Origin of the sequence: Kingella bonacorsii (genome assembly GCF_016623605.1) — a bacterium.
Lineage (GTDB): Bacteria > Pseudomonadota > Gammaproteobacteria > Burkholderiales > Neisseriaceae > Kingella_B > Kingella_B oralis.
The window spans coordinates 628,239-654,962 of the sequence record NZ_JAEHNZ010000002.1 but is presented as its reverse complement, the minus strand read 5'-3'; the positions used below and the strand labels follow the sequence as shown (position 1 = coordinate 654,962).

32 protein-coding genes are annotated in these 26,724 nt (G+C 57.6%); 20 read left to right on the top strand and 12 right to left on the bottom strand.

The window, feature by feature from the left end; genetic code table 11:
• The first annotated feature begins 38 nt into the window (after window positions 1-38).
• Entirely contained in the window at window positions 39-419 is a 381-nt protein-coding gene (locus JDW22_RS08410) for a putative quinol monooxygenase (RefSeq protein ID WP_200522642.1), read from the top strand.
• Between the two features lie 347 nt (window positions 420-766).
• Here JDW22_RS08410 and JDW22_RS08405 read toward each other — a convergent pair whose 3' ends face one another.
• The gene (locus tag JDW22_RS08405; protein WP_200522641.1) at window positions 767-1,780 is read right to left on the bottom strand and encodes a zinc-binding alcohol dehydrogenase family protein; all 1,014 of its coding nucleotides are present in this window, start codon (window positions 1,778-1,780) and stop codon (window positions 767-769) included.
• A 246-nt stretch (window positions 1,781-2,026) separates the two neighbouring features.
• Between JDW22_RS08405 and JDW22_RS08400 the strand changes: the two genes are divergently transcribed.
• The 5 genes from JDW22_RS08400 to JDW22_RS08380 all read left to right on the top strand — a co-directional run bounded on the left by JDW22_RS08400 (window position 2,027) and on the right by JDW22_RS08380 (window position 4,667).
• Window positions 2,027-2,770 carry an alpha/beta fold hydrolase gene (locus tag JDW22_RS08400; RefSeq protein ID WP_200522750.1) on the top strand — a complete coding sequence of 248 codons (744 nt, stop codon included), beginning with the start codon at window positions 2,027-2,029 and terminating at the stop codon, window positions 2,768-2,770.
• Window positions 2,771-2,823: 53 nt separating this feature from the next.
• Window positions 2,824-3,174, top strand: coding sequence for a winged helix-turn-helix transcriptional regulator (locus tag JDW22_RS08395; protein WP_200522640.1), 351 nt, complete (start codon window positions 2,824-2,826; stop codon window positions 3,172-3,174).
• Window positions 3,175-3,393: 219 nt separating this feature from the next.
• On the top strand, window positions 3,394-3,723 hold the full coding sequence (locus JDW22_RS08390; RefSeq protein ID WP_200522639.1) for a hypothetical protein: 330 nt from the start codon (window positions 3,394-3,396) through the stop codon (window positions 3,721-3,723).
• Window positions 3,720-3,998, top strand: a complete 279-nt coding sequence (locus JDW22_RS08385) for an alcohol dehydrogenase catalytic domain-containing protein (protein ID WP_200522638.1) — start codon at window positions 3,720-3,722, stop codon at window positions 3,996-3,998. Before JDW22_RS08390 ends, JDW22_RS08385 begins: the two co-directional genes overlap by 4 nt.
• Before the next feature lie 42 nt (window positions 3,999-4,040).
• Window positions 4,041-4,667 carry a zinc-binding dehydrogenase gene (locus tag JDW22_RS08380; RefSeq protein WP_200522637.1) on the top strand — a complete coding sequence of 209 codons (627 nt, stop codon included), beginning with the start codon at window positions 4,041-4,043 and terminating at the stop codon, window positions 4,665-4,667.
• Here the strand turns inward: JDW22_RS08380 and JDW22_RS08375 are convergent.
• The 3 genes from JDW22_RS08375 to JDW22_RS08365 are packed head-to-tail and all read right to left on the bottom strand — an operon-like array spanning window position 4,654 to window position 5,516.
• Entirely contained in the window at window positions 4,654-4,830 is a 177-nt protein-coding gene (locus tag JDW22_RS08375) for a hypothetical protein (protein WP_200522636.1), read from the bottom strand. The genes JDW22_RS08380 and JDW22_RS08375 overlap by 14 nt on opposite strands.
• A gap of 54 nt (window positions 4,831-4,884) precedes the next feature.
• A complete protein-coding gene (locus JDW22_RS08370; protein WP_003793222.1) occupies window positions 4,885-5,115 on the bottom strand; it encodes a DUF2798 domain-containing protein in 231 nt (76 codons plus the stop codon).
• A complete protein-coding gene (locus JDW22_RS08365) occupies window positions 5,115-5,516 on the bottom strand; it encodes a nuclear transport factor 2 family protein (RefSeq protein WP_200522635.1) in 402 nt (133 codons plus the stop codon). The genes JDW22_RS08370 and JDW22_RS08365 overlap by 1 nt, the downstream gene beginning before the upstream one ends.
• A 162-nt stretch (window positions 5,517-5,678) precedes the next feature.
• Here JDW22_RS08365 and JDW22_RS08360 point away from each other — a divergent pair, with 162 nt between their 5' ends.
• The 3 genes from JDW22_RS08360 to JDW22_RS08350 all read left to right on the top strand — a co-directional run bounded on the left by JDW22_RS08360 (window position 5,679) and on the right by JDW22_RS08350 (window position 7,669).
• The gene (locus JDW22_RS08360; protein WP_200522634.1) at window positions 5,679-6,536 is read left to right on the top strand and encodes a LysR family transcriptional regulator; all 858 of its coding nucleotides are present in this window, start codon (window positions 5,679-5,681) and stop codon (window positions 6,534-6,536) included.
• A 241-nt stretch (window positions 6,537-6,777) separates the two neighbouring features.
• Window positions 6,778-7,341: an SDR family NAD(P)-dependent oxidoreductase gene (locus JDW22_RS08355; protein ID WP_200522633.1), complete on the top strand. Its 564-nt coding sequence runs from the start codon at window positions 6,778-6,780 to the stop codon at window positions 7,339-7,341.
• A gap of 7 nt (window positions 7,342-7,348) precedes the next feature.
• Window positions 7,349-7,669 carry a Rossmann-fold NAD(P)-binding domain-containing protein gene (locus JDW22_RS08350; protein ID WP_329610728.1) on the top strand — a complete coding sequence of 107 codons (321 nt, stop codon included), beginning with the start codon at window positions 7,349-7,351 and terminating at the stop codon, window positions 7,667-7,669.
• Between the two features lie 97 nt (window positions 7,670-7,766).
• Here the strand turns inward: JDW22_RS08350 and JDW22_RS08345 are convergent, their stop codons facing one another.
• On the bottom strand, window positions 7,767-8,567 hold the full coding sequence (locus tag JDW22_RS08345) for a DUF4198 domain-containing protein (protein ID WP_200522631.1): 801 nt from the start codon (window positions 8,565-8,567) through the stop codon (window positions 7,767-7,769).
• Window positions 8,568-8,906: 339 nt separating this feature from the next.
• Between JDW22_RS08345 and JDW22_RS08340 the strand changes: the two genes are divergently transcribed.
• A complete protein-coding gene (locus JDW22_RS08340) occupies window positions 8,907-10,043 on the top strand; it encodes an ABC transporter permease (RefSeq protein WP_200522630.1) in 1,137 nt (378 codons plus the stop codon).
• Window positions 10,044-10,110: 67 nt separating this feature from the next.
• Window positions 10,111-11,238, top strand: a complete 1,128-nt coding sequence (locus JDW22_RS08335) for an ABC transporter permease (RefSeq protein ID WP_200522629.1) — start codon at window positions 10,111-10,113, stop codon at window positions 11,236-11,238.
• Window positions 11,239-11,394: 156 nt separating this feature from the next.
• On the opposite strand, the gene ygiD is transcribed toward JDW22_RS08335, so the two are convergent.
• Both ygiD and JDW22_RS08325 read right to left on the bottom strand, forming a co-directional pair.
• Window positions 11,395-12,153, bottom strand: a complete 759-nt coding sequence (gene ygiD / locus JDW22_RS08330) for a 4,5-DOPA-extradiol-dioxygenase (protein ID WP_200522628.1) — start codon at window positions 12,151-12,153, stop codon at window positions 11,395-11,397.
• Between the two features lie 162 nt (window positions 12,154-12,315).
• On the bottom strand, window positions 12,316-12,864 hold the full coding sequence (locus tag JDW22_RS08325; protein WP_200522627.1) for an NAD(P)H-dependent oxidoreductase: 549 nt from the start codon (window positions 12,862-12,864) through the stop codon (window positions 12,316-12,318).
• Window positions 12,865-12,950: 86 nt separating this feature from the next.
• On the opposite strand from JDW22_RS08325, the gene JDW22_RS08320 reads away from it, so the two are divergent.
• Window positions 12,951-13,322, top strand: coding sequence for a winged helix-turn-helix transcriptional regulator (locus JDW22_RS08320; protein ID WP_200522626.1), 372 nt, complete (start codon window positions 12,951-12,953; stop codon window positions 13,320-13,322).
• Window positions 13,323-13,327: 5 nt separating this feature from the next.
• On the opposite strand, the gene JDW22_RS08315 is transcribed toward JDW22_RS08320, so the two are convergent.
• A complete protein-coding gene (locus JDW22_RS08315; RefSeq protein ID WP_200522625.1) occupies window positions 13,328-14,185 on the bottom strand; it encodes a TIGR02452 family protein in 858 nt (285 codons plus the stop codon).
• A gap of 326 nt (window positions 14,186-14,511) precedes the next feature.
• On the opposite strand from JDW22_RS08315, the gene JDW22_RS08310 reads away from it, so the two are divergent.
• The 3 genes from JDW22_RS08310 (at window position 14,512) to JDW22_RS08300 (ending at window position 16,531) form a co-directional block, all read left to right on the top strand.
• Window positions 14,512-14,739, top strand: coding sequence for a hypothetical protein (locus JDW22_RS08310; RefSeq protein WP_200522624.1), 228 nt, complete (start codon window positions 14,512-14,514; stop codon window positions 14,737-14,739).
• 67 nt (window positions 14,740-14,806) lie between these two features.
• Window positions 14,807-16,270, top strand: a complete 1,464-nt coding sequence (locus JDW22_RS08305) for an efflux transporter outer membrane subunit (RefSeq protein ID WP_200522623.1) — start codon at window positions 14,807-14,809, stop codon at window positions 16,268-16,270.
• Window positions 16,271-16,285: 15 nt separating this feature from the next.
• The gene (locus JDW22_RS08300; protein WP_200522622.1) at window positions 16,286-16,531 is read left to right on the top strand and encodes a hypothetical protein; all 246 of its coding nucleotides are present in this window, start codon (window positions 16,286-16,288) and stop codon (window positions 16,529-16,531) included.
• 43 nt (window positions 16,532-16,574) lie between these two features.
• On the opposite strand, the gene JDW22_RS08295 is transcribed toward JDW22_RS08300, so the two are convergent.
• The 3 genes from JDW22_RS08295 to JDW22_RS08285 all read right to left on the bottom strand — a co-directional run bounded on the left by JDW22_RS08295 (window position 16,575) and on the right by JDW22_RS08285 (window position 19,048).
• The gene (locus tag JDW22_RS08295) at window positions 16,575-17,300 is read right to left on the bottom strand and encodes a nitroreductase family protein (RefSeq protein ID WP_200522621.1); all 726 of its coding nucleotides are present in this window, start codon (window positions 17,298-17,300) and stop codon (window positions 16,575-16,577) included.
• Window positions 17,301-17,333: 33 nt separating this feature from the next.
• Complete coding sequence (locus JDW22_RS08290; RefSeq protein ID WP_200522620.1) at window positions 17,334-17,585, bottom strand: hypothetical protein; 252 nt, start codon at window positions 17,583-17,585, stop codon at window positions 17,334-17,336.
• 101 nt (window positions 17,586-17,686) lie between these two features.
• Window positions 17,687-19,048: a chloride channel protein gene (locus tag JDW22_RS08285; protein ID WP_235965044.1), complete on the bottom strand. Its 1,362-nt coding sequence runs from the start codon at window positions 19,046-19,048 to the stop codon at window positions 17,687-17,689.
• Window positions 19,049-19,244: 196 nt separating this feature from the next.
• Between JDW22_RS08285 and JDW22_RS08280 the strand changes: the two genes are divergently transcribed.
• From JDW22_RS08280 to JDW22_RS08260, 5 genes are all read left to right on the top strand, one after another.
• A complete protein-coding gene (locus tag JDW22_RS08280; protein ID WP_200522619.1) occupies window positions 19,245-19,913 on the top strand; it encodes an NAD(P)H-dependent oxidoreductase in 669 nt (222 codons plus the stop codon).
• Between the two features lie 79 nt (window positions 19,914-19,992).
• Window positions 19,993-20,586, top strand: a complete 594-nt coding sequence (locus JDW22_RS08275; protein WP_200522618.1) for a hypothetical protein — start codon at window positions 19,993-19,995, stop codon at window positions 20,584-20,586.
• A gap of 78 nt (window positions 20,587-20,664) precedes the next feature.
• Entirely contained in the window at window positions 20,665-21,273 is a 609-nt protein-coding gene (locus tag JDW22_RS08270; RefSeq protein ID WP_003793177.1) for a hypothetical protein, read from the top strand.
• 187 nt (window positions 21,274-21,460) lie between these two features.
• The gene (gyrA, locus tag JDW22_RS08265) at window positions 21,461-24,208 is read left to right on the top strand and encodes a DNA gyrase subunit A (RefSeq protein ID WP_200522617.1); all 2,748 of its coding nucleotides are present in this window, start codon (window positions 21,461-21,463) and stop codon (window positions 24,206-24,208) included.
• 174 nt (window positions 24,209-24,382) lie between these two features.
• Window positions 24,383-25,282 carry a bifunctional helix-turn-helix transcriptional regulator/GNAT family N-acetyltransferase gene (locus JDW22_RS08260; protein ID WP_200522616.1) on the top strand — a complete coding sequence of 300 codons (900 nt, stop codon included), beginning with the start codon at window positions 24,383-24,385 and terminating at the stop codon, window positions 25,280-25,282.
• Window positions 25,283-25,380: 98 nt separating this feature from the next.
• On the opposite strand, the gene JDW22_RS08255 is transcribed toward JDW22_RS08260, so the two are convergent.
• Window positions 25,381-26,592, bottom strand: coding sequence for an esterase-like activity of phytase family protein (locus JDW22_RS08255; RefSeq protein ID WP_200522615.1), 1,212 nt, complete (start codon window positions 26,590-26,592; stop codon window positions 25,381-25,383).
• Between the last annotated feature and the right edge of the window lie 132 nt (window positions 26,593-26,724).

Genomic DNA, 26,724 nt, shown 5'->3' with positions numbered 1-26,724 from the left:
GCCTTTCGCGTGTTAAGCAGCCTGAAAATGGAAAACCCATGAAAACCCTCGCCCTACTGATGACCACCCTATTCACCCTCTCCGCCCAAGCCGCGCCCGTATTCAACATTTTTGAACTCGGCGTGCAGCCTGAAAAAACCGCGCAATACAACGCAGTGGGCAAGCACAATATCCAAACCTCCATCGCAGGCGAACAAGGCACGCTGGCGATGTACTCCGTCAAGCGCAAAGACAACCCCAACATGGCGTATATGATTGAACTCTATGCCGATGATGCCGCCTACCAAGCGCACCGCGCCACGCCGCATTTTCAACACTATCTGCGCGACACAGGCGCGATGATTGCGGATAAAACGTTTTATGAGATTGCGCCGAGCGAGTTGGGGAATAAGGGCGGGGTACGTTGGGGCGGCGAGTGAAGTTATTTAAGGCAGCCTGAAAAACAAAGCCGCTTGGTGTTCTGCCACGCGGTTTTTTGCTGGATGGATTAGGTTTCAGGCTGCCTTTCTCCTTGATACAAAACGAGCGTACCAACCTCATCATCCTAAAATCTTCGCCCGTCCCAAAGGCAGCCTGAAATCTAAAATGGCGCGGCAACAGCTCTTTGCCAACGGCGTATTCCATCGGTTGGCCACATCGGTGGCAGGTTGAGCAACGTTTTCAGGCTGCCTTGCCATATTGAGGCAGCCTGAAAACGGCAGGCACAGGATAACGGCACAGATGATTTTTCAGGCTGCCTTCTGTGCATCCCGCGCCATTCACCCAATCACCACCCTGCCAGCACCACCTTGCCCACCATGTCGCCGCGTTCCACCATCTGATGTGCGCGGCGCAGGTTGGCGGCGTTGATGCCGTCGATGATTTGCGTCGCGGTGCTATGCAGGCGGCCTTCGTCCACCAGTTGCGCCACTTTGGCGAGGATTTCGCCCTGGCGCGCGATGTCGGCGGTTTCGCGCATGGGGCGGGTGAACATGAATTCCCAATGCAGCGAGATGCTTTTGCCTTTCAACGGGTTGGCGTCGAGGACGTCGGGGTCATCAATCAGCGCGATGCGGCCTTGCGGCGCGAGCAGTTCCGCCAGTTGCGGCAAATAGCGTTCGCTGTAGTTGGTGGAAAATGCCCACGACGGCGCGCCGATGCCGAGCGCGGCCACTTGTTCGGGCAGCTTGTGATGATGGTTGATGACGTAATCCGCGCCGAGCGCACGCACCCAGTTTTCGCTTTCGGGGCGCGAAGCGGTGGCGATGATTTGGATGTCGGTGAGCGTTTTCAGCAGCTGCACGGTTATCGAGCCGACGCCGCCCGCACCGCCCACCAACAGCAGGGCGCGGCTGCCGCCGGCGACGGGTTTGTTCACATCAAGGCGGTCAAACAGCGTTTCCCACGCGGTGAGCGCGGTCAGCGGCAGCGCGGCGGCTTGGGCAAAATCGAGCGTGCGCGGTTTGCGGGCGACGATGCGCTCATCCACCGCCTGCATTTCTGCATACGAGCCGGGGCGGTTAATCACGCCGGCGTAATAAACTTCGTCGCCGACCTGAAAATGCTGCACGCCACTGCCGACGGCTCTGACCACACCCGCTGCATCCCAGCCCAAAATACGGTACTGCCCTGCTGCAGGCGTATGCGCGGCGCGGACTTTGACGTCGGCGGGATTGACCGACACGGCACGCACTTCGACCAGTAAATCACGTTCGCGCAATTCCGGCGTGGGCAGCTCGATGTCGAGCAGGCAGTTTTCATCGCTGATGGGCAGCGGGCGGTTGAATCCGATGGCTTTCATTTGATGCTTCTCCGGTTGTGTAAAAGGGACGTGCATCTTAAAATGCGGGCGCGTGCTTGTTAAGAACGCACTTATTTTTCAGTAGGTTACTTATTGGATACTGGCAAAGGAACAATCATGCCCACCCGCCGCACCCTGCTCAAAATTACCGCCGCTGCCACTTTATCCGCATTGGCGCCCCCCATCCTTGCCGCACCGAAACGCAGCGGCACAACATCCCATTTCAATCCAAACAGGAGCAAACCCATGACCGCAACCCTGCATTACCAAAACGCCGAACTGTCCTACCAACTCGGCGGCAAAGCCGACGCGCCCGCCATCGTCCTGCTGCACGGCGGACTCGGTTCGGCGGAAGATTTCGCCCCGCTGCTGCCCCGCCTGCAAGCGCATTTCCGTACCCTTGCTATCGATACGCGCGGACATGGACGCTCCACGCGCGGCGACGTACCGCTGACTTACGCCCAAACCGCCGACGACGCGCGGCAGATTATCGAAGCCGTCGGGCTGCGCCAGTTTCACCTGTTCGGATTCAGCGACGGCGGTGTTACCGCCTACCGCATTGCCGCCGATGATACCCGCGTGCAGTCCGTGCTGACCGTCGGCGCGCAATGGCACAGCCGCGACACCCCGCGCGAAATGATGGCAAGCCTCACCGTTGCCGACGTGCGCGGGCAGATGTCCGAGCAGGTCGCCGCCTACCAAAAACACAACCCCCGCCCCGATTTGGACGCGCTGGTCGCCGACCTGCGCCGCCTGTGGACGGACGACACGGCGGCAGGATTCCCGAATGAAAACACCACCAACATCAAAACCCCCGTGCTGGCGGTGCGCGGCGAAGACGATTTCCTGCTCTCCGCCGAAGCCCTGAACAGCTTGCGCCAAGTCCTACCTGAAGCGCACCTGATGAACGTGCCGTTTGCCGCGCATGAAGTCATCAAAGAGCAGCCTGAAATCCTGTGGGCGGCGATGAAAGTGTTTTACAAGCTGTAAGGCAGCCTGAAAACCGTTTCAGACGGCATCCAACCATCACACAAGGAACAATCATGGGCAAAACCGCACACCGCGCATTCGACTGCGCCGAAGGCTGCTCGGTGGAAGCCGCGCTTGCCGTTATCGGCGGCAAGTGGAAAGGCACAATACTCTACCGCCTGCACCGCGACGGCGTGCTGCGCTTCAACGAAATCCGCCGCATCCTGCCCGCGGTGTCGCAACGCACACTGACCGCGCAACTGCGCGCGCTGGAAGCCGACGGCATCATCGAGCGCACCGTTTACGCCGAAGTGCCGCCGTGCGTCGAATACCGCTTGAGCGCCTACGGGCAAACGCTTGCGCCGGTGCTGCTGGCGTTAAAGGCATGGGGCGACGGGCATAAGGCGCGGTCAGAGGCAGCCTGAAAAGGCAAAACCCCGCCTGATGCGCTTTCAGGCTGCCCAAGCGGACAACGTTCAAAACAAACGGCATGGCGTGTTTGTTTGCCCTGTCGGAAACATTTTCAGGCTGCCTTAGCGTTCCCAAAGGCAGCCTGAAATCTTTGCCCTCCCCGTTGCCCTGCGCCGTCAGTCTACAACCCCCTTGCAACGGTTTCCATCCGCCTCGACAAACGGCTTGCCGCAATGCAGCGGGGCAGCCTGAAAAGCAAACCCCAGCCCAATACGTTTTCAGGCTGCCTATCATTCCAAAGGCAGCCTGAAACCTTGCTTTGCCCGACACCCAGCCTGTTTGAAGTGCATCATTTCCGCGCGGGCGGGCGTTTGGATAAAATCCGAGCGACAGATTGTTCTCGCGGGCATAACGGCATTCCTGTTTTCAGGCTGCCTTTCATGCCCCGCGCAGGCAGCCTGAAAACCATCCTGCCCAATCACCATCCCACCCAATCAACAGAAAGGAAACCCCATGCCCCCAACCATGCAGCGCATCAATATGAACGGCTACGGCGGCGTTGAAGTCCTCTTCACCGAAACCGCGCCCGTCCCCCCGGCCCCAAGCGGGCGAAATCCTGATTAAAACCGCCTACGCCGGCGTGAACCGCCCCGACATCATGCAGCGGCAGGGGCATTACCCCATGCCCGACGGCGTAACGCCGATTATGGGGCTGGAACTGTCGGGCACCGTCGCCGCACTCGGCGAAGGCGTGAGCGGTTTTGCCCTCGGCGACCCCGTTTGTGCGCTCACCGACGGCGGCGCGTATGCCCAATATTGCGCCGTCAAAGCCGCCTAAGCCCTGCCGCTGCCCGACGGTTACAGTCTTGCCGAAGCCGCCATGCTGCCCGAAACCCTGTTCACCGTGTGGGCAAACGTGTTTATAGACGGCCAAATGCGCGCAGGCGAAACCCTGCTGGTGCACGGCGGCACCAGCGGCATCGGCATCACCGCGCTTGCCATCGCCCACGCGTTCGGCATCCGCACCATCGCCACCGTCGGCAACGCCGAAAAAATGCGCGTGGTAGAGCAATACGGCGCGATTGCCGTGAACTACAAAACCGACGATTTCGCCCCAGCCGTGAAACAACACGGCGGCGCAGACGGCATCTTAGACGTGGTCGGCGGCAGCTATGTCGCGCAAAACCTAGACTGCCTGAACAAGGACGGGCGCATTTTTCTTATCGGTTTTATGGGCGGCAACATCGCGCCCGAAGTGAACCTGCTCAAAATCGCCGTCAAACGCGCGCACATCACCGGCTCCACCATGCGCGGCCGCAACAGCGCCGAAAAAGCCGCCATCGCCCAAAGCCTGCGCGAACATGTGTTGCCGCTGCTCGCCAGCCGCCGCATCGCCAAACCGCACCTGCACCGCGTGTATCCGTGGACAGAAGTCGCCGCCGCCCACGCGGAAATGGATAAGGGCACGCATACTGGCAAGGTTTTGTTGGATTTTACGCAGGGCTAGGCGGTTTCAGGCTGCCTTCGGGCAGCGTTGCAAACGGTATTGGGGCAGCCTGAAAACCACCCCCAAAAACGCACGGGGTTTGGGCAAGTGCAGCCTGCATGGTGTAGCAAGCCGTCGCCCGTATGCCGTAGGACGCATCCACCGCCACGCACGCGATTTCCAAAACCAAAAGCAGCCTGAAAACCAGTTTCCCGTTTTCAGGCTGCCTCAAACCGCTCTACTCCCCCACGCTCGCCGCTACCAGTTTCACCACCAGCGGGCGCACCGCCAGCAGGCTGGCGAAGGCAACCGGCCAGGTAATCAGGTAGGACTTCGCCAGCCGCGCCGGATAGCCCGCGTCCAGCCCCGTGTTCAGCGCCACCAGCACGCCGCTCACAATCAGCACCATCATCGCCGAGGTGTAAAAGGTAAACAGCAGCCCCGCGTATTTTTTCGGCAGCTTCTTCATCACGCCTCCATCGCCTTTTCCAGCGCGGCGCTGTCTTCGTAGAAACGGTAATGCGCCAGCAGGCCGTCGGCAAACTGCATCGCCAGCGCCCAATCGCTGTCGAACACTTTGCCCGTGGCGCGCACGGTGTGGCGCAGGTGGCCGTGCATCATCGCCAAATCCTTGCCCGCCGCCGCGCCGTCGAGGCGGAATTCGCCGAACTCCACCGCCGCGCCGAGCTTTTGGAAAAACTGCCGCGCGCCGTCTTTGCCGACGTATTCGCCGTATGCCGGCACGGCGGCGCAGGGTTCGGCGCGCACGGTGGTAAAGCGCACGTCGTCGGCGCAGCGTTGCAGCACGGCTTCCAGATTGCCGGCGGCAAGGTCGGCGAAAATCGTTTGCGCAAGGGAAAGACAGTCCATTTTTTGCTCCTGAATAGGTGTTTGGTTGAATGGGGCGGCAGTTTAATCCGTGCGCAAAACGGTTAAAATACGAAAAAACATCCGTGTCCGATAACCAACGCACAATCAGGCAGCCTGAAAACCGGTTCGCCGGCTTTCAGGCTGCCTAAGGAAAGCACCGCCATGAACGACTGGGACGATTTGCACTGCTTCACCGTGCTCGTGGAAAAACAAACCCTTACCGCCGCCGCAGAAACGCTCGGCGTGCAGCACAGCACCATATCGCGCCGCATCGCGCGGCTGGAAGCCACGCTCGGGCTGCGCCTGTTTGACCGCATCGGCCGCCGCTACCTGCTCACCGACGAAGGCGCACGCATCCGCGCGCAAGCGCAGGAAATCGCCGTGGGCATGGACAGCCTGCTGCGCACCGCGCGCGAGCAGCGCGAAGAAATGGCCGAAGTTGTCGTCTCCGCGCCGCCGCTGGTCGCCAAAGGGCTGCTGATGCCGCACTTTGCCGCCTTCGCCCGCCGCCACGCCAACATCCGCCTCGTGCTGCAAAGCGACGCGCACATCAGCAACCTGCACGCGCGCCAGGCCGACATCGCCCTGCGCATCGTCCGCCCCACGCAAAACGACCTCGTCGCCCGCCGCCTGCGCCCCATCCGCTACCGCTTCTACGCCCGCGAGGGCTACCTGCGCAGCCGCCCCCGCGCCGAACAGGCGTTTCTCTGCCTCAACATCGGCGGCCAGCACGGGCTGTGGCAGGAGCAGCTGCTCGCCGGTCGCCGCATCATCCTCGCCTGCAACGACTTCGATGTCATCAAAGCCGCCGTCGCCGCCGAAACCGGCATCGGCCTCTTGCCCGATTTCTACGTGCGCCCCGCAGACGGCTTCGTGCAGGTTGCCCCGAACGGCGCGGCGCAACCGGAAGAATTTGCCGCCGACCTCTATCTGGTGATGCACGAAGATTTGCGCCGCTCGCCCAAAATCCGCGCCGTGGCGGATTTTCTGGGCGAAGTGCTGGCAGAGCAGGCAGCCTGAAAACGGAAAATGCGCTTCGCCGTTTTCAGGCTGCCTTTAAAGACGGCTGCCGTAGGTCGGGCATTTATGCCCGACATTGTGAACGGGATTTGTCGGGCATAAATGCCCGACCTACGAAACTGGTGTACGAATACGGTTTTTTGAAAGAATGAAAAGGCAGCCTGAAAAAACACATTCTGCTTTTCAGGCTGCCTCTGAAGTCGTTTAAAATCCTTATACTCCCCTTTTCAGGCTGCCTCGGATGCCCTCTGCAAGGCAGCCTGAAACCCCTACCCACCCCCACCCCGAAAGGAATCCCCATGCACCCCCCCCAGTCTGGCTCGTAACCGGCGCGTCCGGCGTACTCGGGCTCGCCCTCGTTAGGCAGCTGCTCGCCGCAGGGCACCGCGTCGCCGCCACCACGCGCAATGCCGACAAGCTCGCCGCAGCCGTCGGCGACAGCGAAAACCTGCTCGCACTCACCATGGCGCTCACCGACGAAGCCGACATCAAACGCGGCATCGCCGCCATCACCGAACGTTTCGGCCGCATCGACGTTACTGTGAACAACGCAGGCTACATCCTTGTCGGCGCGATTGAAGAGCTCACCGACGCCGAAATCCGCGCCAATTTTGACACCAACGTGTTCGGCATGATGAACGTCATCCGCGCCGTGATGCCCGTTTACCGCGCGCAAAAAAGCGGACGTTTTCTCAATATTCATCCATTTCAGGCAGCGTTACCGACCCCGGGCAGGCGATTTACAGCGCCAGCAAAGCCTCCGTCATCATGCTCTCACCGAAGCGGTGGACGAAGAAGGGCGTGACTTTAACGTGCGCGCCACCGCTGTCTGCCCCGGCGGGCTGCGCACCTCGTTTCTCGGCGGCTCGGCGCGTTTCCCCGAGCACCCGATTGTGGACTACGCCGGCGTGTGCGACTACGAAAACGCCTACCGCCGCCTGAACCAAAACCAAAGCGGCTACCCCGAAAAAGCCACCCGCGCGCTGATTGCCCTCGCCGCGGCGGACAACCCGCCCAAACGCATCTATCTGGGCGCGGACAGCTTCGCGGCGATGGAGCGCAAAATGGGCAAAGTGGCGGCGGAAATGGCGGCGTGGGAGGAGTTGTCGCACAGCACCCGATATGAGGGGTGAGGCAGGGTGAAATGCAGATTGGTACACCGTTAAAACAAAATAAAAGGCAGCCTGAAAACGAAATCCCGTTTTCAGGCTGCCTTTCTGTCCCATCATCCTAATGATGCGCGTGCCCGATTTGGAAGGTGAGCGTGGTGTAATTCGCCTGTTTTTGGCACACTTTTTGGTCGGCAAAATCCGCCTTATGCTCCACGCTGGCTTTCCAAAAGCCCTGCCGCAGCGGAATAATCGCCACCGTGCCGTCATCGCCCGTGGTATCCGAAAATGCCTGCGCCTCCACCTTGTGCGTTTTACCTCTATCGCTGGTGTCAAAGCCGTCAAACGTTGCCGTCAGCGTAGCATTGGGCAGCGGCTCGCCGTTGAGCAACACGCGTACTTTAAACCGCTCGCCCACCTGAATATTGGCGGGATTGTCCAGCGGCACAATCTCCAACAGCTGCCCCACAGGGCGCGTAATCACCGCCGTATCCGCGCTTTCATGCCCCACGTTCACAATATTCTTGCCATACATCCGCGTTTGCTCGCAATAAGTGGCATCGGGCATCTGCGTCATGTTTTGCCGCTTCCAGCCCGCCGCGTTTTTTGACCAGAACGTTGGCTGATATTCCGCCAGCACCAAAAAACTGCCGTCTTTCACGGGCTTCGTGCTTTGGAATTGATAATTGTGCAAACCCTTTTGCACCAAATTTTCCCTGCCCTGCGGCGTAACCAGTTGCAGGGGTTTGAAAATATCCAGCCGTTCTTTGGCAATCGGCTCAAATTCGGGGAACTCGCCGTAGCCCAGTTCCGCCTTCAAAATCTCACCGCCATGCGTGTGGTCGGTGGACACCCAAACGCGGTGCGCGTGGGCGGATAGCGAAGCCGCGCACAACAGCGCAGCCAATAGTGTTTTGCTCATACTCTTTTTTCCTTTGTTATTTTGCTGCAAAAATGCGGGCTAGATGTTATGGCATAACGCTGTTTTTGTAAAGATTTGTTTGCGTGGCAGCGCATCTTGTTTACAAAATGATAGGTAACTGATTGGCAAATCATCGGCAAAACGCCTAAGGCAGCCTGAAAAGCAAAATTGGACACCCGTCCAACAAACTCCTATAATTCGGCAGCCTGAAAAGGCTAAACCAATATTTTGTTTCATAAAATTTTGTTGCCTGTTGCCGTTGTTTTCGCTTTACCAAACTCGTTTTAGCTTCGCAACTCCGCTTCGCTACGCAGGCTGCCTTTGCCATCCCATTTCATCATGTCTCATTCTCTTGCCTACTGGTTTGCCACCGTCATCACCTTTGCCCGCCGCGAAACCAAAGAATTGCTGCGCGACAAAATCCGCCTGTTTTTCGCCGCGCTCGGCCCGGCGATTATGCTCGCCGCCGTGGGCTGGGCGATTTCGTTTGACGTGGCGAACCTGAAATTTTCCGTGTTAGACCGCGACCAATCGGCAGCCAGCCGCCACATGGTTGAGTATTTCCGCGGCTCGCCGTATTTCAAAGAGCAGCCGCCCGTGTATTCCCTGCAAGAGGCGGAAGCGCGCTTGAAAAGCAACCAAGTGGTGCTGGTGATTGATGTGCCACCCGATTTCGGGCGCAGCTTGGCACAGGGGCGGCAGCCTGAAATCGGGTTTTATATAGACGGCACCATTCCGTTCAACGCCAGCAACATCCAAGCCTACGCGCAAAGCATGGTGCAGCGGTATAACTTGGACACGCTCAAAGCGCGCGGCATGGATTTGCCCAAAGCCGCCGCCATCGTGCCGCGCTTTCTTTACAATCAAGACTTCAAAAGCATGAACGCGATTGTGCCCAATGTGCTGATGATGGTGCTGACCATGATTCCCGCGATTATGACCGCGCTTTCGGTGGTGCGCGAACGCGAAATCGGCTCCATCGCCAATTTATACGCCAGCCCCGCCAGCGTGCCGCAGTATCTGATTGGCAAGCAGTTGCCTTATTTGGCGATGGGCGTGTTTAATTTTGTGTCGCTCTCGCTGATGATTGTGTTTTGGTTTGGCGTGCCGCTCAAAGGCTCGCTGCTGGCATTGTTTATCGGCACGCTGCTGCACGTTGCAGCGGCAACGGCGTTCGGGCTGCTGGTTTCGGCGTTCACCAAATCGCAAACGGCGGCGTTTTTCATCTCTGCCATCGGCAGTGTAACCATCGCTTCCAACTTTTCGGGCCTGATGTATCCCGTCTCCACCATGAGCGGCGGCGCGTATGTCATCGGCGTGAGCTTTCCCGCGTCGTGGTATCAGCGCGTGTCCATCGGCGGCTTCACCAAAGGCTTGGGCGTGTGGGATTTGGGCAGGGAATACGCCATGCTGGCGATGTTTGCCGCCGTGTTTTTAACGCTGGCGTGTTTGAGTTTGCAAAAGCAAGAGAAGTAACGCAAAGGCAGCCTGAAAACGCGCTGATTCGTTTTCAGGCTGCCTCTACCCCAAGAAAGCATCCAAAATGCGTACCCTAAAAAACATTCTCGCCCTATCGGGCAAAGAACTGCGCAGCCTGTTTGGCGACACCATCTTGGTGATTTTTATCGTGATGATGTTCAGCACGATGGTGTACAACACCGCCACCAACGCCACATCCGATGTGAGAAACGCCAACATCGGCATTGTGGATTACGACCGCAGCCCGCTCACGCGCCAAATTGTTGCCGCGCTGTTGCCGCCGCAATTTGCTAAACCCGTTTACGTTAATCCCAACGACACGCAAGAGATGCTGGATAAAAGCGAGCTGACTTTTGTGTTGGAGTTTCCGCCGAATTTTCAGCGCGATGTGCAAGCGGGGCGTGCGCCTGAAGCGCAGCTTTTGGTGGATGCCACGGCGATGACGCAAGCGGGCATGGGCGCGGGCTATATCACGCAGATTTTCAGCCACGAAATCCAAGAGTTCATGGGCGTGAAACAGCAAATCAGCCAAGCCATGCCCGTGCGCGCGGCGGTGAACCTGCAATACAACCCGAACAACCAAAGCAGCTGGTTTATGGGCGCGGCGATGGCGGGCAACAATATTATGTTGATTACATTGGTGTTGGTGGGCGCGGCGGTGATTCGGGAGCGCGAGCACGGCACGATGGAACACTTGCTGGTGATGCCGGTAACCGCCACCGAAATCGTTGCCGCCAAAATCTTGGCAAACGGCTTGGTGGTAAGCGCGGCGGCGGTGTTGAGCATGAAGTTTGTGGTGGGCGGCGCGATTGGGGCGCATTTGGCGGGGTCGTTTGCGCTGTATGCGCTGGGCGTGGTGCTGTTTATGTTTTCGGTGGCTTCGTTGTCGGTGATGCTCGCCACGCTTGCGCCCACCATGCCGCAATACAGCCTGCTGATGGTGCCCACTTACATTGTGTTTATGATGTTTTCAGGCAGCACATCGCCGCGCGCCAATATGCCCGAGATGGCGCAGCGGGTGAGCGAATATTGGCCTAGCACGCAGTTTGCCCGCTTCGCGCAATCGGTGATGTTTCGCGGCGCGGGGCTGGAAACGGTGTGGGTGCAGCTTTTGGCGTTGTCGGTGTCGGGGGCGGTGTTTTTGGGGCTGGCGCTGGTGCGGTTTCGCAAGATGTTGGAAAAACAGGGCTAAGGCGGGCAAACGCGCGTTGCGGCAGCTTGAAACGATGCCCTCCCGTTTTCAGGCTGCCTCAATCTGAAATCAAACCGCGCGGCGCAAAAAAAGGGCGCATTGAAAAATACGCCCTCTGCTTGATGCCGGCTGTTGCATTTCGCTTCGCCGCCGCGCCTAATTCACCCGCACGGAAGTCATGCTCAATGCGCCACCGACGATTTCATCGTTAAACAATACCACCGCCTGCCCATCATCGTGCTGCGCCAGCACATACAGCAGCGGCAAAAAATGCTCGGGCGTGCGTGCAGACAGCCGCGCGGCATCGCCCCATTGGTTCAGATAATCGGCAATGCGGTCAAACTCGCCTTGCTGCAACGCGGCGTTGATATGCAGCCTGAAATCCTGCGCCCAGTCATACGGCGGCGCGTCGGGGCTGTATGCACGCAGGTTGTGCACAATATTGCCGCTGCCCACAATCAACACGCCTTGTTCGCGCAGCGGGCGCAGCAGCTTGGCTTGGGCAAAGTGTTCCGCACTGCTAAGCGATGCGTCCAAACTTAGCTGCACCACGGGAATATCGGCGTTGGGAAACGTGGGTTTCAGCACCGTCCACACGCCGTGGTCTAGCCCCATATCGGGATCTAGCTGGGCGTGGGGCAACAGGCGGCACACTTCTTCTGCCAGCTCGGGGCAGCCTGAAACGGGGTATTGCTGTTGATACAGCGCATCGGGGAAGCCGTAGAAATCGTAAATCAGCTTGGGGCGCGGGCTGCTGCTCACCCATGTGCCGTTGCCGTAACCATGCGCAGACACGCACAAAATGGCGCGTGGCGCGGGCAGGCTGTCGCCCACTTGGCGAAAAGCGCGGTTGTAAGCGTTGTCGTGTAACACGTTCATGGGGCTGCCGTGCCCGAGAAATAATGCGGTTTTCATGCTGTTTGCTCCGTTTAAGTTAAATGTGGCAGCATTGTATTTTTTCGGATGATGCAAATAAATAGCCGAAAACGAAAGCAGTATTGCCCGCAAAGAAACAATAGGCAGCCTGAAAACCGCAGGCGGCAATCAAACCGGCATAAACCCGTTTTCAGGCTGCCTTTATGCCGCTTCCAAGGCTTGCAACTTCGCCGCCAGTTGCGCCGCCTGCCCGCGCGCTTTGGCTTGGATTTCGTCGGCGCTGTATAACGCGGGCGATGTGCCGTGAAACCAAAACGGCGGCACAAAATTCATCTGCGCGTAATACGCGGTTTGGGCAAGGTTTTTGCAAAATTCCGCCACGGGAAAATGATGCTCGCCCAGCGTGTGGTATTCGCGCTCGGGCGCGCCTACGGTAAAGCTGGCGACAAAATTTTTGCCTTTGAGCCGGCTGCCCGCGCTGCCATAGGCAAAGCCGTAGGTGAACACGCAGTCAAACCATTGCTTCAAAATGGCGGGCATGTTGTACCAATAAAACGGATATTGGAACACGATGGTTTGATGGCGCAGCAGGGCTTGCTGCTCGGCGGCGGCATCAATTTGAAAATCGGGATACAGCTCGGCGATGGGGCGGATTTCCAAATCCAAGCCGCTGCCTTGCAAGCCGTTGATAACGGCTCGGTTGGCAACGGATTGGGCGTAGTTGGGGTGGGCGAGAATGATGAGTGCCATGTTTGCTCCTTGCTGAAAAAACGCGGATTGTGGCGGCGCAAAACGGCAAAGGCAAGAGCTATCTTTTTGAATAGGTGCAAAAAAAAATGAAAACGGAATGCACGGCTGAGTGCTTGGAAGCAAACGGCAAACGCTATGCTTGCACGGTGAGCCTGGCGATGGATTTAATCGGCGGCAAATGGAAGGCGGTGGTACTGTATCACCTGCAAGACGGGGCAAAACGCTTTGGCGAATTGCACGCGCATCTGGTGTTTGCCACCGAGGCGGTGTTGAGCCGCCAGCTGAAAGAATTGGAGCGGGACGGGCTGGTTTCGCGCACGCAATACGGCACCAAACCGCCGCTGAAAACCGAATACGCGCTCACCGAATTGGGGCGCACGGCGATTCCCGTGTTGCAGGCGGTTACCGCTTGGGGCAATGCACTAGCGCTGGATGGCGGGTGCTTTCAGGCAGACTAAAACTGTCAGGCAGCCTGAAACTGCGCGGCAAACGCTTTGAACACGGCTTTACCCGGGCTGCGGTCGTAAACGGCGAACACGATGCGCTCAAAGCAGTCGGCAAATTCAGGCTGCCGCAGGCTTTGCGCGAAGGCGGCGGCAACCTGCTCGGGCGGATTGCGGAACACGCCGCAGCCCCATGCGCCCAGCACCAGATTTTTCTGCGCTTGGTGCTTGGCAACGGCTAAAACATAATCCGCCCGCCGCTGCAAAGCCGCTGCCAACGCCGCCGCGCCGTGCGGCTCGCGCTGCAAAAACACGCCCGCATTGGGCGCAGGCGCGGTAATCACCGAGGGATAAAAGCATTCGTTCAGCAGCCCATCGCCCGACACGCGGAAAAACGGCACGCGCGGCGAATAAAGGATGTGGTCAGTGTAGAGCATGGATTTTTCGGCTCGGTTGGCGGCGTAGTAATCGGGCTGTTCTAGCTGGCAAAGATACAGCCCCGAGCTGCGGCATAGGTCTTCTTCCTGCGCTTTTGCACCGTTTAGAAAGCCGCCACCTGCGTTTTTGGCGGAGGCAAAATTGAGCAGCACCACATCGCCCAAGCCCTCTTTCACCATCAAGCGATAGGCGGCCTGCTGCGTGCTTTCGGGGGTAACTTCTATTTGCACGGCGCGGCGGTTGGGGCTGCACCGAAACCCGTTTTCAGGCTGCCGCAGCGTTTCGCGCCAGCGGGCTAATTTGTCGGGGCGATACAGCACGGTGCCGCGTTGCGCCGCTTGCTGCGCGGCGGAAAAATCCAAAAAGCCGTCGTCGGGCAGGGGCAGCTTGCCTATTTGGCTGATACTGAGAGCTTGTCGGGCGAGCGTTTTGTTGTTCATGACGGCATCCTTATTTATTGATTAAAATGTGAATTTTACGCGCTTGCCCCGCATTGGGGCAGCCTGAAAACGCGCAACACGGATTGTTTTGATGATGACGACGCTAATCGCACTATTTAATCCTGTTCGCCACCCCATTCGGCGTGTTTGTCGGCTTGTATGAAGACAGCCGCGACAAAGTTTGGGCTTATGTTGCCGCCCGCTTGATGGCTGCCGTGGCGCGTTGCGGCGATGTGGGTAACGTTTTATGTGCTCGCCAAAGTGAGCTTTCATTTTATCTGCCCATCCCCGCTTAACCGCGAGCGATAGGCAGCCTGAAAACGCCGATGCCGCAATCGCCCGACCCCGCCGTGCTGCTGTTCCAACGCGCCGACAACGCGCTAAACGCGCAAGATTTCGCCGTTGCCTTGCAAAACACGCCGCAAGGCTATGTGTACGGCAGCGCAATCCAAACCACGCGCAGCGCAGACGGCTGGACGTGTTTTAACGCGCCGCCTGCCGCCGATACGCTGTGCTCCGATACGCAAATGCTGGATTATTTGAATGCGCCGTAATCCCGTTTTTCAGGCTGCCTACACCGCGCGTCCCTTTCCAATCCTCCCAACCCAAAAGGCAAAAACCATGCACACCCCAACCAAACTCCTCGCCCTGATTATCCCGCTCGCGCTTGCCGCCTGCGCCGTAAACACCGATGTGCCCAGCCGCGTGGCGGTGCCGCCGTCGTTTGAACAGACAGGCGAACAGGCGGGCGCGATAGGGCAGCCTGAAAACGCAAACGACCTTGCCCGCTGGTGGGCAACATGGCAAGACCCCGTGCTGCGCGATTTGGTGGAACAAACTTTGCGCGAAAACCGCAATCTGGCGGCGGCGCAGGCAACCATGCAGGCGGCGCAGGCGCAGGCGGATTTGGCGGATGCCGTCCGCCGCCCGCAAATCGGCGCGGGGGCGAATTTATATGCCACGGGCAAGCAGGACAATCCGCTGCCCAATGGCGTGCGCCAAGCGGCGGGCAGCATCAACCCGCAGCTGGGGCAGGCGGATTTTGACAATGTGAACCTGCGCAGCGCGGCGTTGTCGGCATCGTGGTCGCCCGACATTTTCGGGCAGAAGAAAAGCGATGCCGAAGCGGCGCGGCAAGTGGCGTTGGGCGAGGCGGAGCGTTGGCACGGCGCGCAGCTGATGTTGGCAGCGGAAACGGCGCAGCATTATTTAAACGCGCGGGCATTGGAAGCGCGGCAGGTGCAGGCTGCGCAGCGCATAGGCAGCCTGAAAAACCTGTTGCGCTATGTGCAGGCGCGGTTTAAGGCGGGGCATGTGAGCGCGTATGAAGTGCGCCAAGTTCAGGCGCAGCTTGCCGCCGCGCAAGCCGAAACCGCCACGCTGGATGCGCAACGCGCGGCGCACGTTCGCAGCATTGCCGTGCTCACGGGGCAAGTGCCGCAGGGTTTCAGGCTGCCTGAAAGCGGGGCAAACGTGTTGACAAATTTGCCTGCGCCACCGCAAGGGGCAACGCCGTTAGATGTGCTCACGCGCCGCCCTGATGTGCGCGCTGCCGAACGCCAAGCCCGCGCCGCCGCTGCCAAGCTCGCCAGCGCCAAGATGGACAGGCTGCCGCGCTTTGACATCCAATTTGCATGGAGCAACGGACGCATCGGGCTGGACAGCAATTTGTCGTCCATCGCCAAAAGCACAGGCGGGCTGTTGAGCGCGGGCGTAACCGTGCCGCTGTTTACCGCGGGGCGCATCCGTGCCAACATCGCCGCCGCCGATGCGCGCGTGCAAGCCGCCGCCGCGCAATACGACAACACCGTGCTCACCGCGCTGGCGGAAGTGGACAGCAGCTACCATCTGCAACGCGGCTTGTTTGACCAGCGCGCCCGCGCCGCCGATGCCGCCGCGCAAAGCAGCCGCCAAGCCAGCCAGTCGCGCCGCTTGTTTGAGCTGGGCAAGCTCACGCTGGACCAAGCATTAACCGCCGAAATCGCCGCCAGCCAAGCGCAGGAAGCGTTGGTGCGGGCAAGACTGGCGGAAGGGGAGAATCTGCTGCGGCTGTATCAGGCGTTGGGCGGGGGATGGCAGGATTGATTTTTTGAAGGGGCAATGGAAGGGCAGCCTGAAAACGGGAAATCGCGTTTTCAGGCTGCCTTATTAGTTGGAATGATGAAGCGTTTTTGGGTTGAGATGTTTGCCAACTGCCTGAGGCAGCCTGAAATCCAAAACGGAACGGCGACGGCTCTTCGCCAAACGGTTGAACAGAATGAGGGGAATGTTTCCATTCAGCCAAAATATTGGCAAGCCGTGCAAACCATTTTCAGGCTGCATTGGGGGATGGCAGAGGCAGCCTGAAAACGCTATTCCCGTTTTCAGGCTGCCTATTCATCATTCCCGCTCACACCTCCCGATACACCTCGTCAAACGGCAGCCTGAAACGCTCGCCCCACACGCCCCTATCCCCCTCGCGCACCCCGCACGACACAATCATATTGATTTCCGCCCCGCGCGGCAGCTGCAAAATCCGCTTCACGCGGCGGCTGTCCAGCCCCTCCAGCGGGCAGGTGTCCAGCCCGCGCTCCGCCATCGCCAGCATAAACGTTTGCGCGGCAAGGGCGCAGCTTTTGTGCATTACCACGCGCACATCGCTTTCGGTTACTTCGCGCTGCATTGGGCGGAACAAACCGATTGTGCGCGAAATCAGCCAGCGCAAGCCGCCCAGCAAGCCGAAGCAACGCGCGTATAAAAACGGCATCAGCTTGCCATAGTAGCCCTCAAAATTGGCGATGCGTTTGGTCTGCTTTTCGGGCGGACTGTTGCGCCGCACGTTGCCGCGCTCAAACGCCAACGCCGCCTGCGCACGGCTGCGATAGGCGTCTTGGCGGGTAACGAACACCACCATCTGCTGCGCGGTGGCGGCGGACGACTGCCCCAAGCACGCGGCGGCAAGCTGCGCCAGCACGGCTTTATCGGTAACGTGGTAAAACGCATAAAGCTGCATATTAGAGCTGCTGGGCGCAAGCTGGGCAAGCCGCAGGCATTCGCGCACGGTGTCGGGGTCTATCGGCGTGCCGGCATAACGGCGCACGGCGCGGCGGTGTTGCAAAAGGTCGCGTAAAGTCATGGTGTTGCTTTCTGCCGGGTTGCGGTGGAGCAATTATACGCCGTCGGCGCGGCGGCCGAACGGCAGCCTGAAAACGGCGGCGTGCCGTTGCGGGGAAACCGGTCGGCTTGCCCGTTGAACATCGGATAAGCGCGATTGCGGCGCGGTAAACAGTTTGGCAACCCAACACCTGCCCGCAACAAGGCAGCCTGAAATCCAAAACGGAGCGGCAAGGGCTCGTTGCCCAATGCGGGTTTGACAGGGTTTTATGGGTTGGACAATATCGGTGAACCGCCGGCGTTCCATCGGCTGCCGGTTTCGCAAAGGTATCAGGACGGATAGCCCCAAACGCAAAAGGCAGCCTGAAAACGCCAAATCCCGTTTTTAGGCTGCCTTGCATCCCCCGTTCACCCCGCCTTGCGCCGCGTCCACCCCATCTGCACCGCCATCGCCACGCCCATGCACACGCACACGGGCAGCCAAAACGCCGTGCTCAACCGCGACAATTCCAGCATAAACACCACCGCCGTCAGCCGCATATTTTGCGCCAAGCCCAAAAACACCGTTGCCCCCACAAACGCCGCCGCCCCCGCCGAAACGGGCGGCAACGCCGCATTCCAAGCCACCGCGCTGGCAAAGGCAATCATCCCGCCCAGCATCATAGACGGCGTAATCCGCCCGCCATACGCCCCCGCCAGCGAAGCGAGCAGCACCGCCGCCCATTTCGTTGCCAGCAGCGCCAGCGCCGTTTGCCAAGTGAGCGCATCGGCAAAACTCAACTGATTGCCCGCCTTGCCGTTGCCCAAGATTTCAGGCTGCCACATCCCCATCGCCCCAATCGCCGCAAACGACAGCAGCGCAATCGGCAGCATCTTCCAACTCGCCTTGTTCAGCTTCGGCAGCTTGCCGTTGCTCCACGCAAACGCATTCACGCCCAGCGCAATCAACACGCCGCACACCGCCGCCCAAGCCAAAAAGCTCGCATCAAACGCCACATTTTCCAAATTCGGCAAATGCGCGTATTGCACCGTATCGCCCAGCCCCACGCGCACCACCAACACCGCCACGCCGCAAGCCAACAACGCCGCCAGCACCATCGGCACCGACCAAGCTGCCAGCAGCGTTTCCAACACAAACACCGTCGCCGCCAACGGCACGTTATACACCGCCGCCAAGCCTGCCCCCGAAGCGCACGCCAGCACCACACTCTTTTGCGCGGGCGACAATTTGAGGCAGCCTGAAAGCGGTGTCGCCAACGCCACACTCATCTCGCGCGGCGCAACCTCCCGCCCCAAAGGCGAACCCATGCCCACGGTAACAATCTGCAACACCGCATGGCAGATGGTTGTTTTCACAGGCATATCCTTTTCAGGCTGCTTCACCGCCGTTTTCACCTCCATCAGCGGCGCGCCATATTTTTGCAACAGCGTCCAACACAGCCCCACCACCGCGCCGCACGCCAGCAACGCCGCAAACCGCCGCCCCCCCGAAGCCTGCTGCGCCAGCTCCCGAAACGAAACGTGCCCCGCCACCAAGCCGCCATGAAACACAAACTGCTGCAAAAAATGCAGCAAATGGGTAAAACCAATCCCCACCAAACCCGCCAGCAGCCCCGTTAGCAACAACGCCACGCCCAAGCGCAGCGAAAAATCGCGCGATTCCATCGCCATATCCTGTTTACTGTTTAACAAAAACCGCGCCCATTTTAACGCAAATAAACGCAGAGACAGCCTGAAAACGGTGCGGCAGCCTGAAATGGTGCGCGGCAAAGTTCCGTGGCTCGGGCATTGATGCCCAACAAATACCCACCCATTTATCTTGCCACGGTTTCAGGCTGCCTCCCCCCAAAGGCAGCCTTACCCCTTTGTCCAAATCTTTGATTTGGGTATAAAGGGGTATACCGTAGCGCAGCGAAGGTTGAAAATCACTATAATCCCCTTTTCAACCCACCCAAAGGAAACCGCCATGACAACATTCTTCACCCCCGCCCAAATCCTCCCCGCCTACCAATACCGCAAATCCTGCCGCCACTACGACCCCAGCCGCAAAATCAGCGCCGAAGATTTCAACTACATTCTAGAACTCGCCCGCCTGTCGCCCAGCTCCGTGGGCAGCGAACCATGGCGATTCCTCGTCGTGCAAAACCCCGAGCTGCGGCAAAAACTCAAACCCTTCGCATGGGGCATGGCCGCCACGCTGGACACCGCCAGCCACATCGTCGTTATCCTCGCCAAGAAAAACGCCCGCTACGACAGCCCCTTTATGCTGGACGGCATCAAACGCCGCGGCATCACCGACCCCGAAGCCATCGGCAAAACCCTCGCCAAATACCGCAGCTTCCAAGCCGACGATGCCCACCTGCTAGACAGCGAGCGCACCCTGTTTGACTGGTGCGGCAAGCAAACCTACATCGCCCTTGCCAACATGATGACCGGCGCCGCCCTCATCGGCATCGACAGCTGCCCCATTGAAGGCTTCAACTACGATGAAATGAACCGCGTGCTCGCCGAAGCAGGCGCGTTTGACCCCGCTGAATGGGGCGTGTCCGTTGCTGCCACCTTCGGCTACCGCGCCCAAGACATCGCCCCCAAAGCACGCAAACCGATGGAAGACGTGGTAACTTGGTTAGAATAAATTCCAGCCCAAGGCAGCCTAAAAACAAGAAATACCGTTTTCAGGCTGCCTCAATCGACAAAACCCACAAGGAAACCTTATGACCCGCCCCATCCTAACCGCCGCCCTGCTTACCGCATCACTCGCCCTTGCTGCCCCCACCCTCGCCGCACCCAAAGCCGCCAAGCCAACCAAAGCAGAAACCCAAGCCCAAAGGCAGCCTGAAAATGAGCGCAGCGAATTTCGGCGTAGCCAAAACGACAGCCCCATGCAACTCGCCCAACACATCCAAACCGAAGACCTTATCGGCGTATGGGGTCAAGGCGTTACAATAGACGAAGGCTCGATGCTCAATATGACGATAATGAGCCAAGACGGCACGGGTACAGACTTGATGATTCTCACAACAAACAACCCCAAAAGCAGCCTGAAAATCAGACAACAATTCACATGGCAATTTAACGAAAAAACGCAAACCTTCACCCAACGCATCACCGATTTTGCCAGCACACGCGACAACGAACCCTCCCAACAAGACAAATCCCAAATCGGCAAAACCAGCACCGCCAAAGCACGTATGCTGCTGTGGGACGGCAAACCCGATATGCTGGAACTCACCGACCAAGCCAACGGCGAAAAACAAAGCTACTTCAAGCAGGACCTCAACAAACTGCGCGAAATCTTAAAGCCCTAAACCAACCCGCCCACACCAAAGGCAGCCTGAAAACAAGAAATACCGTTTTCAGGCTGCCTCAATCCACAAGGAAATATCATGCCCCGCCCCATCCTAACCACCGCCCTGCTTGCCGCATCGCTCGTCCTCGCTGTCCCAACCCTCGCCGCGCCCAAAACCGCCAAACCGGCCGCCGCCCAAACCCATCCCCAAGGGCAGCCTGAAAACGTATGGGATGAGTTTCAGCGAAGCCAAAACAAGTTGCAGCAAATCCCAAACAGCAAGTTGCAACCTGTCAAACATCTCAAAGCCAAAAACCTGATTGACGAATGGTTGATTTACACCGAAACAGATGAAGGCATATCGTTACACACAAGCATAATTGACAAAAACCACACAGGTACAAATGTTGCTGCTCTCAGCATCAGAAAAACCCAAAGCCGCCTAACCATCAGACAACAATTCACATGGCAATTTAACGAAAAAACGCAAACATTCACCCAGCGCATTACCGATTTTGCCACCTCCGAAAACGATGCTCCATTCAAACAAGACCCATCCAAAATCGGCAAAACAATTACCTCCAAAGCTCGTCTACTGCGGTGGGACGGCAAACCCGACATGCTGGAACTCACCGACCAAGCCAGCGGCGAAAAACAAATTTACTTCAAGCTGGACATCGACGAACCGCCGAAAACCTTAAATTAACCCGCCCGCACCCAAGGCAGCCTGAAAAACATTTTGAGATGCGTTTTAGCTTCGCTGAAACTCGCTTCGCCCGTTTTCAGGCTGCCTTAATGCATCCCCAACCCCGCCAAGCCCCTGTTTGCAACCAGCCTAACCCCCGCATTTTATGGTAAAATTGCCCCCTTTTTGACCCCATCAAAATCCTCACATGACCCACTCAAACGACCATCAATTCGCCAAAGAAACCATCGCCGTCAGCCTAGAAGACGAAATGAAAAAATCCTATTTGGATTACGCCATGTCCGTGATTGTCGGGCGCGCACTGCCCGATGTGCGCGACGGCTTAAAGCCCGTGCACCGCCGCGTGCTCTACGCCATGCACGAGCTGAAAAACAACTGGAACAGCGCGTATAAAAAATCCGCCCGCGTGGTCGGCGATGTGATTGGTAAATACCACCCGCATGGCGATTCTGCCGTGTATCAAACCATCGTGCGCATGGCGCAGCCCTTTTCGCTGCGCTATATGCTGGTGGACGGGCAAGGCAATTTTGGCTCGGTGGATGGCGATGCCGCCGCCGCCATGCGTTACACCGAAATCCGCATGGCAAAAATCGCCCACGAAATGCTGGCGGATATTGAAGAAGAAACCGTTAATTTTGGCGACAACTACGACGGCAGCGAGCAAGAGCCGCTGGTATTGCCCACCCGCTTTCCCGCCCTGCTGGTAAACGGCTCCGAGGGCATCGCCGTGGGCATGGCAACCAACATCCCGCCGCATAACCTCAGCGACACCATTTCAGCCTGCCTACACTTGCTGCACCAGCCCGAAGCCGACATCAACGAGTTAATAGACATCATCAAAGCCCCCGATTTCCCCACAGGCGCAACCATCTACGGCTTAACAGGCGTGCGCGCAGGCTATCAAACTGGGCGCGGGCGCGTGGTGATGCGCGCCAAAACGCATATTGAGCCCATCGGCAAAAACAGCGAGCGCGAAGCGATTATCGTGGATGAAATCCCGTATCAAGTAAACAAAGCCAAGCTGGTGGAAAAAATTGGCGAGCTGGTGCGCGAGAAAAGCATTGAAGGCATCGCCGAACTGCGCGACGAATCGGATAAAGACGGCACGCGCATCGTGATTGAACTCAAACGCAACGAAAACGCCGAAGTCATTTTAAATCAACTGTATAAGCTTACTCAGCTGCAAGATACCTTCGGCATCAACATGGTGGCGCTGGTGGATGGGCAGCCGCGCTTGCTCAACCTGAAACAAATCCTGAGCGAATTCTTGCGCCATCGCCGCGAAGTGGTAACACGCCGCACGCTGTTTCGCCTGAAAAAAGCCCGCGCCGAGGGGCATATTGCCGAGGGCAAAGCCGTTGCGCTGTCTAATATTGACGAGATGATTGCGCTGATTAAAGCATCGGCGGATGTGGAAAGCGCGCGCGAAGCGCTGTTGAGCCGCGCTTGGCAGTCTAACCTTGTGAGCGAAATGCTCAGCCGCAGCGATTTGGATTTAACCCAAGCCCGCCCCGAATGGCTGCCTGAAAACCGTGGGCTGCAAGCCGATGGCTATTGGCTGTCGGACGAACAAGCGCGCGCGATTTTGCGCATGAGCCTGCGTAACCTAACAGGGCTAGACCAAGACGAAATCGTTAAAGAATACAAAGCATTGATGGCGATTATTGTGGATTTGTTAGACATTTTGGCAAAACCCGAGCGCGTGCGCCAAATTATTGAAGACGAACTGGTGGAAATGAAAGCCCAGTTTGGCGACGAGCGGCGCAGCGAAATCAACGCCTTCGGCGGCGGCGACATTGCCGACGAAGATTTGATTCCGCCGCGCGACATGGTGGTAACGCTCACCCACAGCGGCTACATCAAAACCCAGCCCACCAGCGACTACCAAGCGCAAAAACGCGGCGGGCGCGGCAAACAGGCCGCCGCCACCAAAGACGAAGACTTTATTGAAACGCTGTTTATCGCCAACACGCACGATTATCTGATGTGCTTCACCAATCTGGGTCGCTGCCATTGGATTAAGGTGTACCGCCTGCCCGAAGGCGGGCGCAATTCGCGCGGTCGCCCGATTAACAACGTGATTCAGCTCGACGAAAACGAAAAAGTTTCCGCCATTTTGCCCGTGCGCGAGTTCCCCGAAAACGAATATGTGTTCTTCGCCACCGCGCTGGGCATGGTGAAAAAAGTGCAGCTTTCTGCGTTTAAAAACGTGAGCAGCAAAGGCATCAAAGCCATTGCGCTTAAAGAGGGCGACAGCTTGATTGGCGCGGTAAAAACAGGCGGCGCAGACGACATTATGCTGTTCTCCAACCTCGGCAAAGCCTTGCGCTTTAACGAATATTGGGTAGGCAAAGCCGATGCCGCAGACGATGATGCTGAGTTAGACAACGATATGCAGCCTGAAAACGACGATGCCGACAGCGAAACCGCCGCGCCCAAACCGGGCAACGGCGTGCGCCCCAGCGGGCGCGGCTCGGGCGGCTTGCGCGGCATGAGGCTGCCTGAAAACGGGCGCATCGTGAGCCTGCTGGTGGCGCAGGAAAACTGCGGCTTGCAAGTTTTAACCGCTACCGCCAATGGCTACGGCAAACGCACGCCAATTGAAGACTACACGCGCAAAGGCAAAGGCGGGCAAGGCATCATCGCCATAGACACGGGCGAGCGCAACGGCGAATTGGTCGGCGCGGCATTGGTTGCGCCAAACGATGATTTGATGCTGATTACATCAAGCGGCGTGCTGATTCGCACCAAAGTGGAGCAAGTGCGCGAAACAGGGCGCACCGCTGCGGGCGTGAAGCTGATTAACTTAGACGAAGGCACCACGCTGGTGAGCATTGAACCCGTGGTGGAAAGCGATGATGCGGATGATGCTGATGAAACGGAAGCGCTTGATGCGGTTGATGCAGTTGAACAAAACGGCAGCGGCGAAGCGTAGCCGTAGCTAATCGCGCAAGAAAAGGCAGCCTGAAATCCTGTGAACGGGGTTTCAGGCTGCTTTAGTTTTTCAGGCTGCCTTTATTTAAAGTGGTTTAATTTATAAACATGTTTGACAAAAGCAAGATGCCCGTTTATTATTTGGTTTAATTTATAAACCAAATAAGGTCAAATAATGCAACATTCTAAATTTCTCACACCATTCCGCCGTTTTAACCGTTTTTATGCCAATTTATTGGCGCGTTTTGCCGGCACGTTTTACAACGAAGCGCTGACGATGACCGAAGCCAACGTACTCACCGAAATCCAGCAAAATTCCCATATAACTGCCCAACAAATCAGCCAGACTTTATCGCTAAACAAAGGGCAGTTAAGTGTGGTTTTAAAGAAATTGGAACACGCGGGTTTGATTCAAAAATTACCCAGCGAACAGGACAAACGGGCATTTGAATTGGTTTTAACCGAGCAGGGTAAAGCGGCTTTTATGGCGCAACTGGAGCAAACAGACGCGATGTTACTGCAAGAATTGCAGGCGTTTTCCGAAGCGCAAATCGGCTTGTTGGCAGAAGCGGCAAACCAATTTGAACGCCTTTACACGCAGAATAACGACGTTGAAATTGTGGCGGGCGATTGGCGCGATGTCGGGTTTATCGCCGATTTGCATTGCCGCGTGTATGCGCAAATGGGTTGGAGAGCGGATTTGCAGCCTTATTTGCTTGATGCGCTGTCTGAATTTGTGCGAAACGGCTGCCAAGGCAAAATTTGGATTGCCAAGGTAAACGGGCAGCGGGTTGGCACGGTCAGTCTTGTGCAAAAGGATGCGGACGAATGGCAGCTGCGCTGGTTTGTGCTGGATAGCCGTTATCAGGGTTTGGGTTTGGGCAAAAAACTGATGGCGGCGTTGATGGATTTTGTGCACAGCCAAGGCATTAAGCGCGTTGTGTTAAGCACCGTACAAGAACTAGCCGCTGCCCGTGCCTTATACGCCCAATTCGGTTTTCGCCCCGTGCGCGAAACGCCTAACGCCCAATGGAAAGCCAAGCCGATTATTGAAGAAGATTGGCTGTGGGAGTGATGAAAGCTGTTTTACCATTTATTTAGCGTGCACAAAAAGGCAGCCTGAAAACCTTGCGCACAGGTTTTCAGGCTGCCTTTGTTTCGTGCTTATTGTGCTTATTTGATGTTCAACGGAATGCGGTACAGGCGCGTGGCATCGGTTTCGCCGTTGGGCAAACGTTTGGGCACGATGGTTTGTTCGTCTTTGGAATCAATGCCGAAATCGTCGTCGTTGATAATCCACAGCGTTTTGCCGCCGTCGGCGACCCACATGCCTTCAAATTTGGACGATTGGAAATCCACGTCTTTTTTCACGTCGCTCACCAGCGTTTTGCGCACGGGCTTGATACCCGCCGCGGCAAGTTCTTCCCACGTGTTTTCTTCGATGGCTTTGCCGTTCACTTTCAAGCCGTTTTCGCTGTCGGTGGGGTCGGAAACGTCGGTTGCGCCGTTCAAATCAATCAGGTAAACGTGTTTCACGTTTTTGTCGTTGTGCTCGTCCACCAAAAAGCGGTGCTCGTCAATCGCACGGATTTCGGAGTTTTTCCAATAATCGCCGCCCTGCTGATACAGGTATTGCTTGGTTTTGCCGGTTGCCAAATCAAACGACAAAATGCGCGTTACCGATTTGTTTTTCATATCTTTTTTGCTGGGGTTGTGCAGCGCGGACTGCATGATGCCCACCAGCACGCGGTTGCTCGGCGTGGTGGTCAGCCCTTCCATGCCGCGGTTGGGGCGCAGATGGCCGAGCACGGCGGGCAGGCGGCGGCCTGTGGTTTTCACGCCGCGCGGGCTCATGCGTTCCAGCTCGATGCCGTTGCGGTCAAAATGCACGATGTGCGGGCCGTATTCGTCCGACACCCAGAAGGTGCCGTCGCGCATCACCGCCAGTCCTTCGCTGTCGATGCCGGTGATGTCGCGCTGCAAGGGCTGCTTGTTGGCATCCACCACGGTTTCGGTGGAAGTGCCGTAACCTTCTGGGTTGGGCAGGCCGGTGAGCAGTTTGCCGTTTTTATCTTTTAGCGGAATATCGCGCAGTTTTTTGATGGTGCCGTTGGCTTGGATTTCAAAATGCCCGATGCTGGGCGTGAAGCTCGGTTGCAGGAAGATTTTGATGTGCTCGCCGCCGTCGGCATTGGGGCCGCGGTCTGTTAGGCCGTAGAAGCGTTTGGGGTTTTGCGGGTCGGCATCAATGGACGAGCCATAGCCTTTGTAAAACGGTACGCCTTGCACCTCGCCCAGTTTTTCCACGGGCATGGGGAGGGTTTCGGCAAAGGCTTGGTGGGCAACGAATGCGCCGATTACGGCGGCAAGGATGGTGTGTTTCATGTTTTCCTCTGTTAATTTAAAGCAAAGTTTGTAAAAACTCGGCATTCTAATTTATTTTTTGTTAAGGAATAAAGCGAAAAGTTAAGGCAGCCTGAAAAAACGCTAAAATTCTTTCTCTTTGTGTTTAAAAGG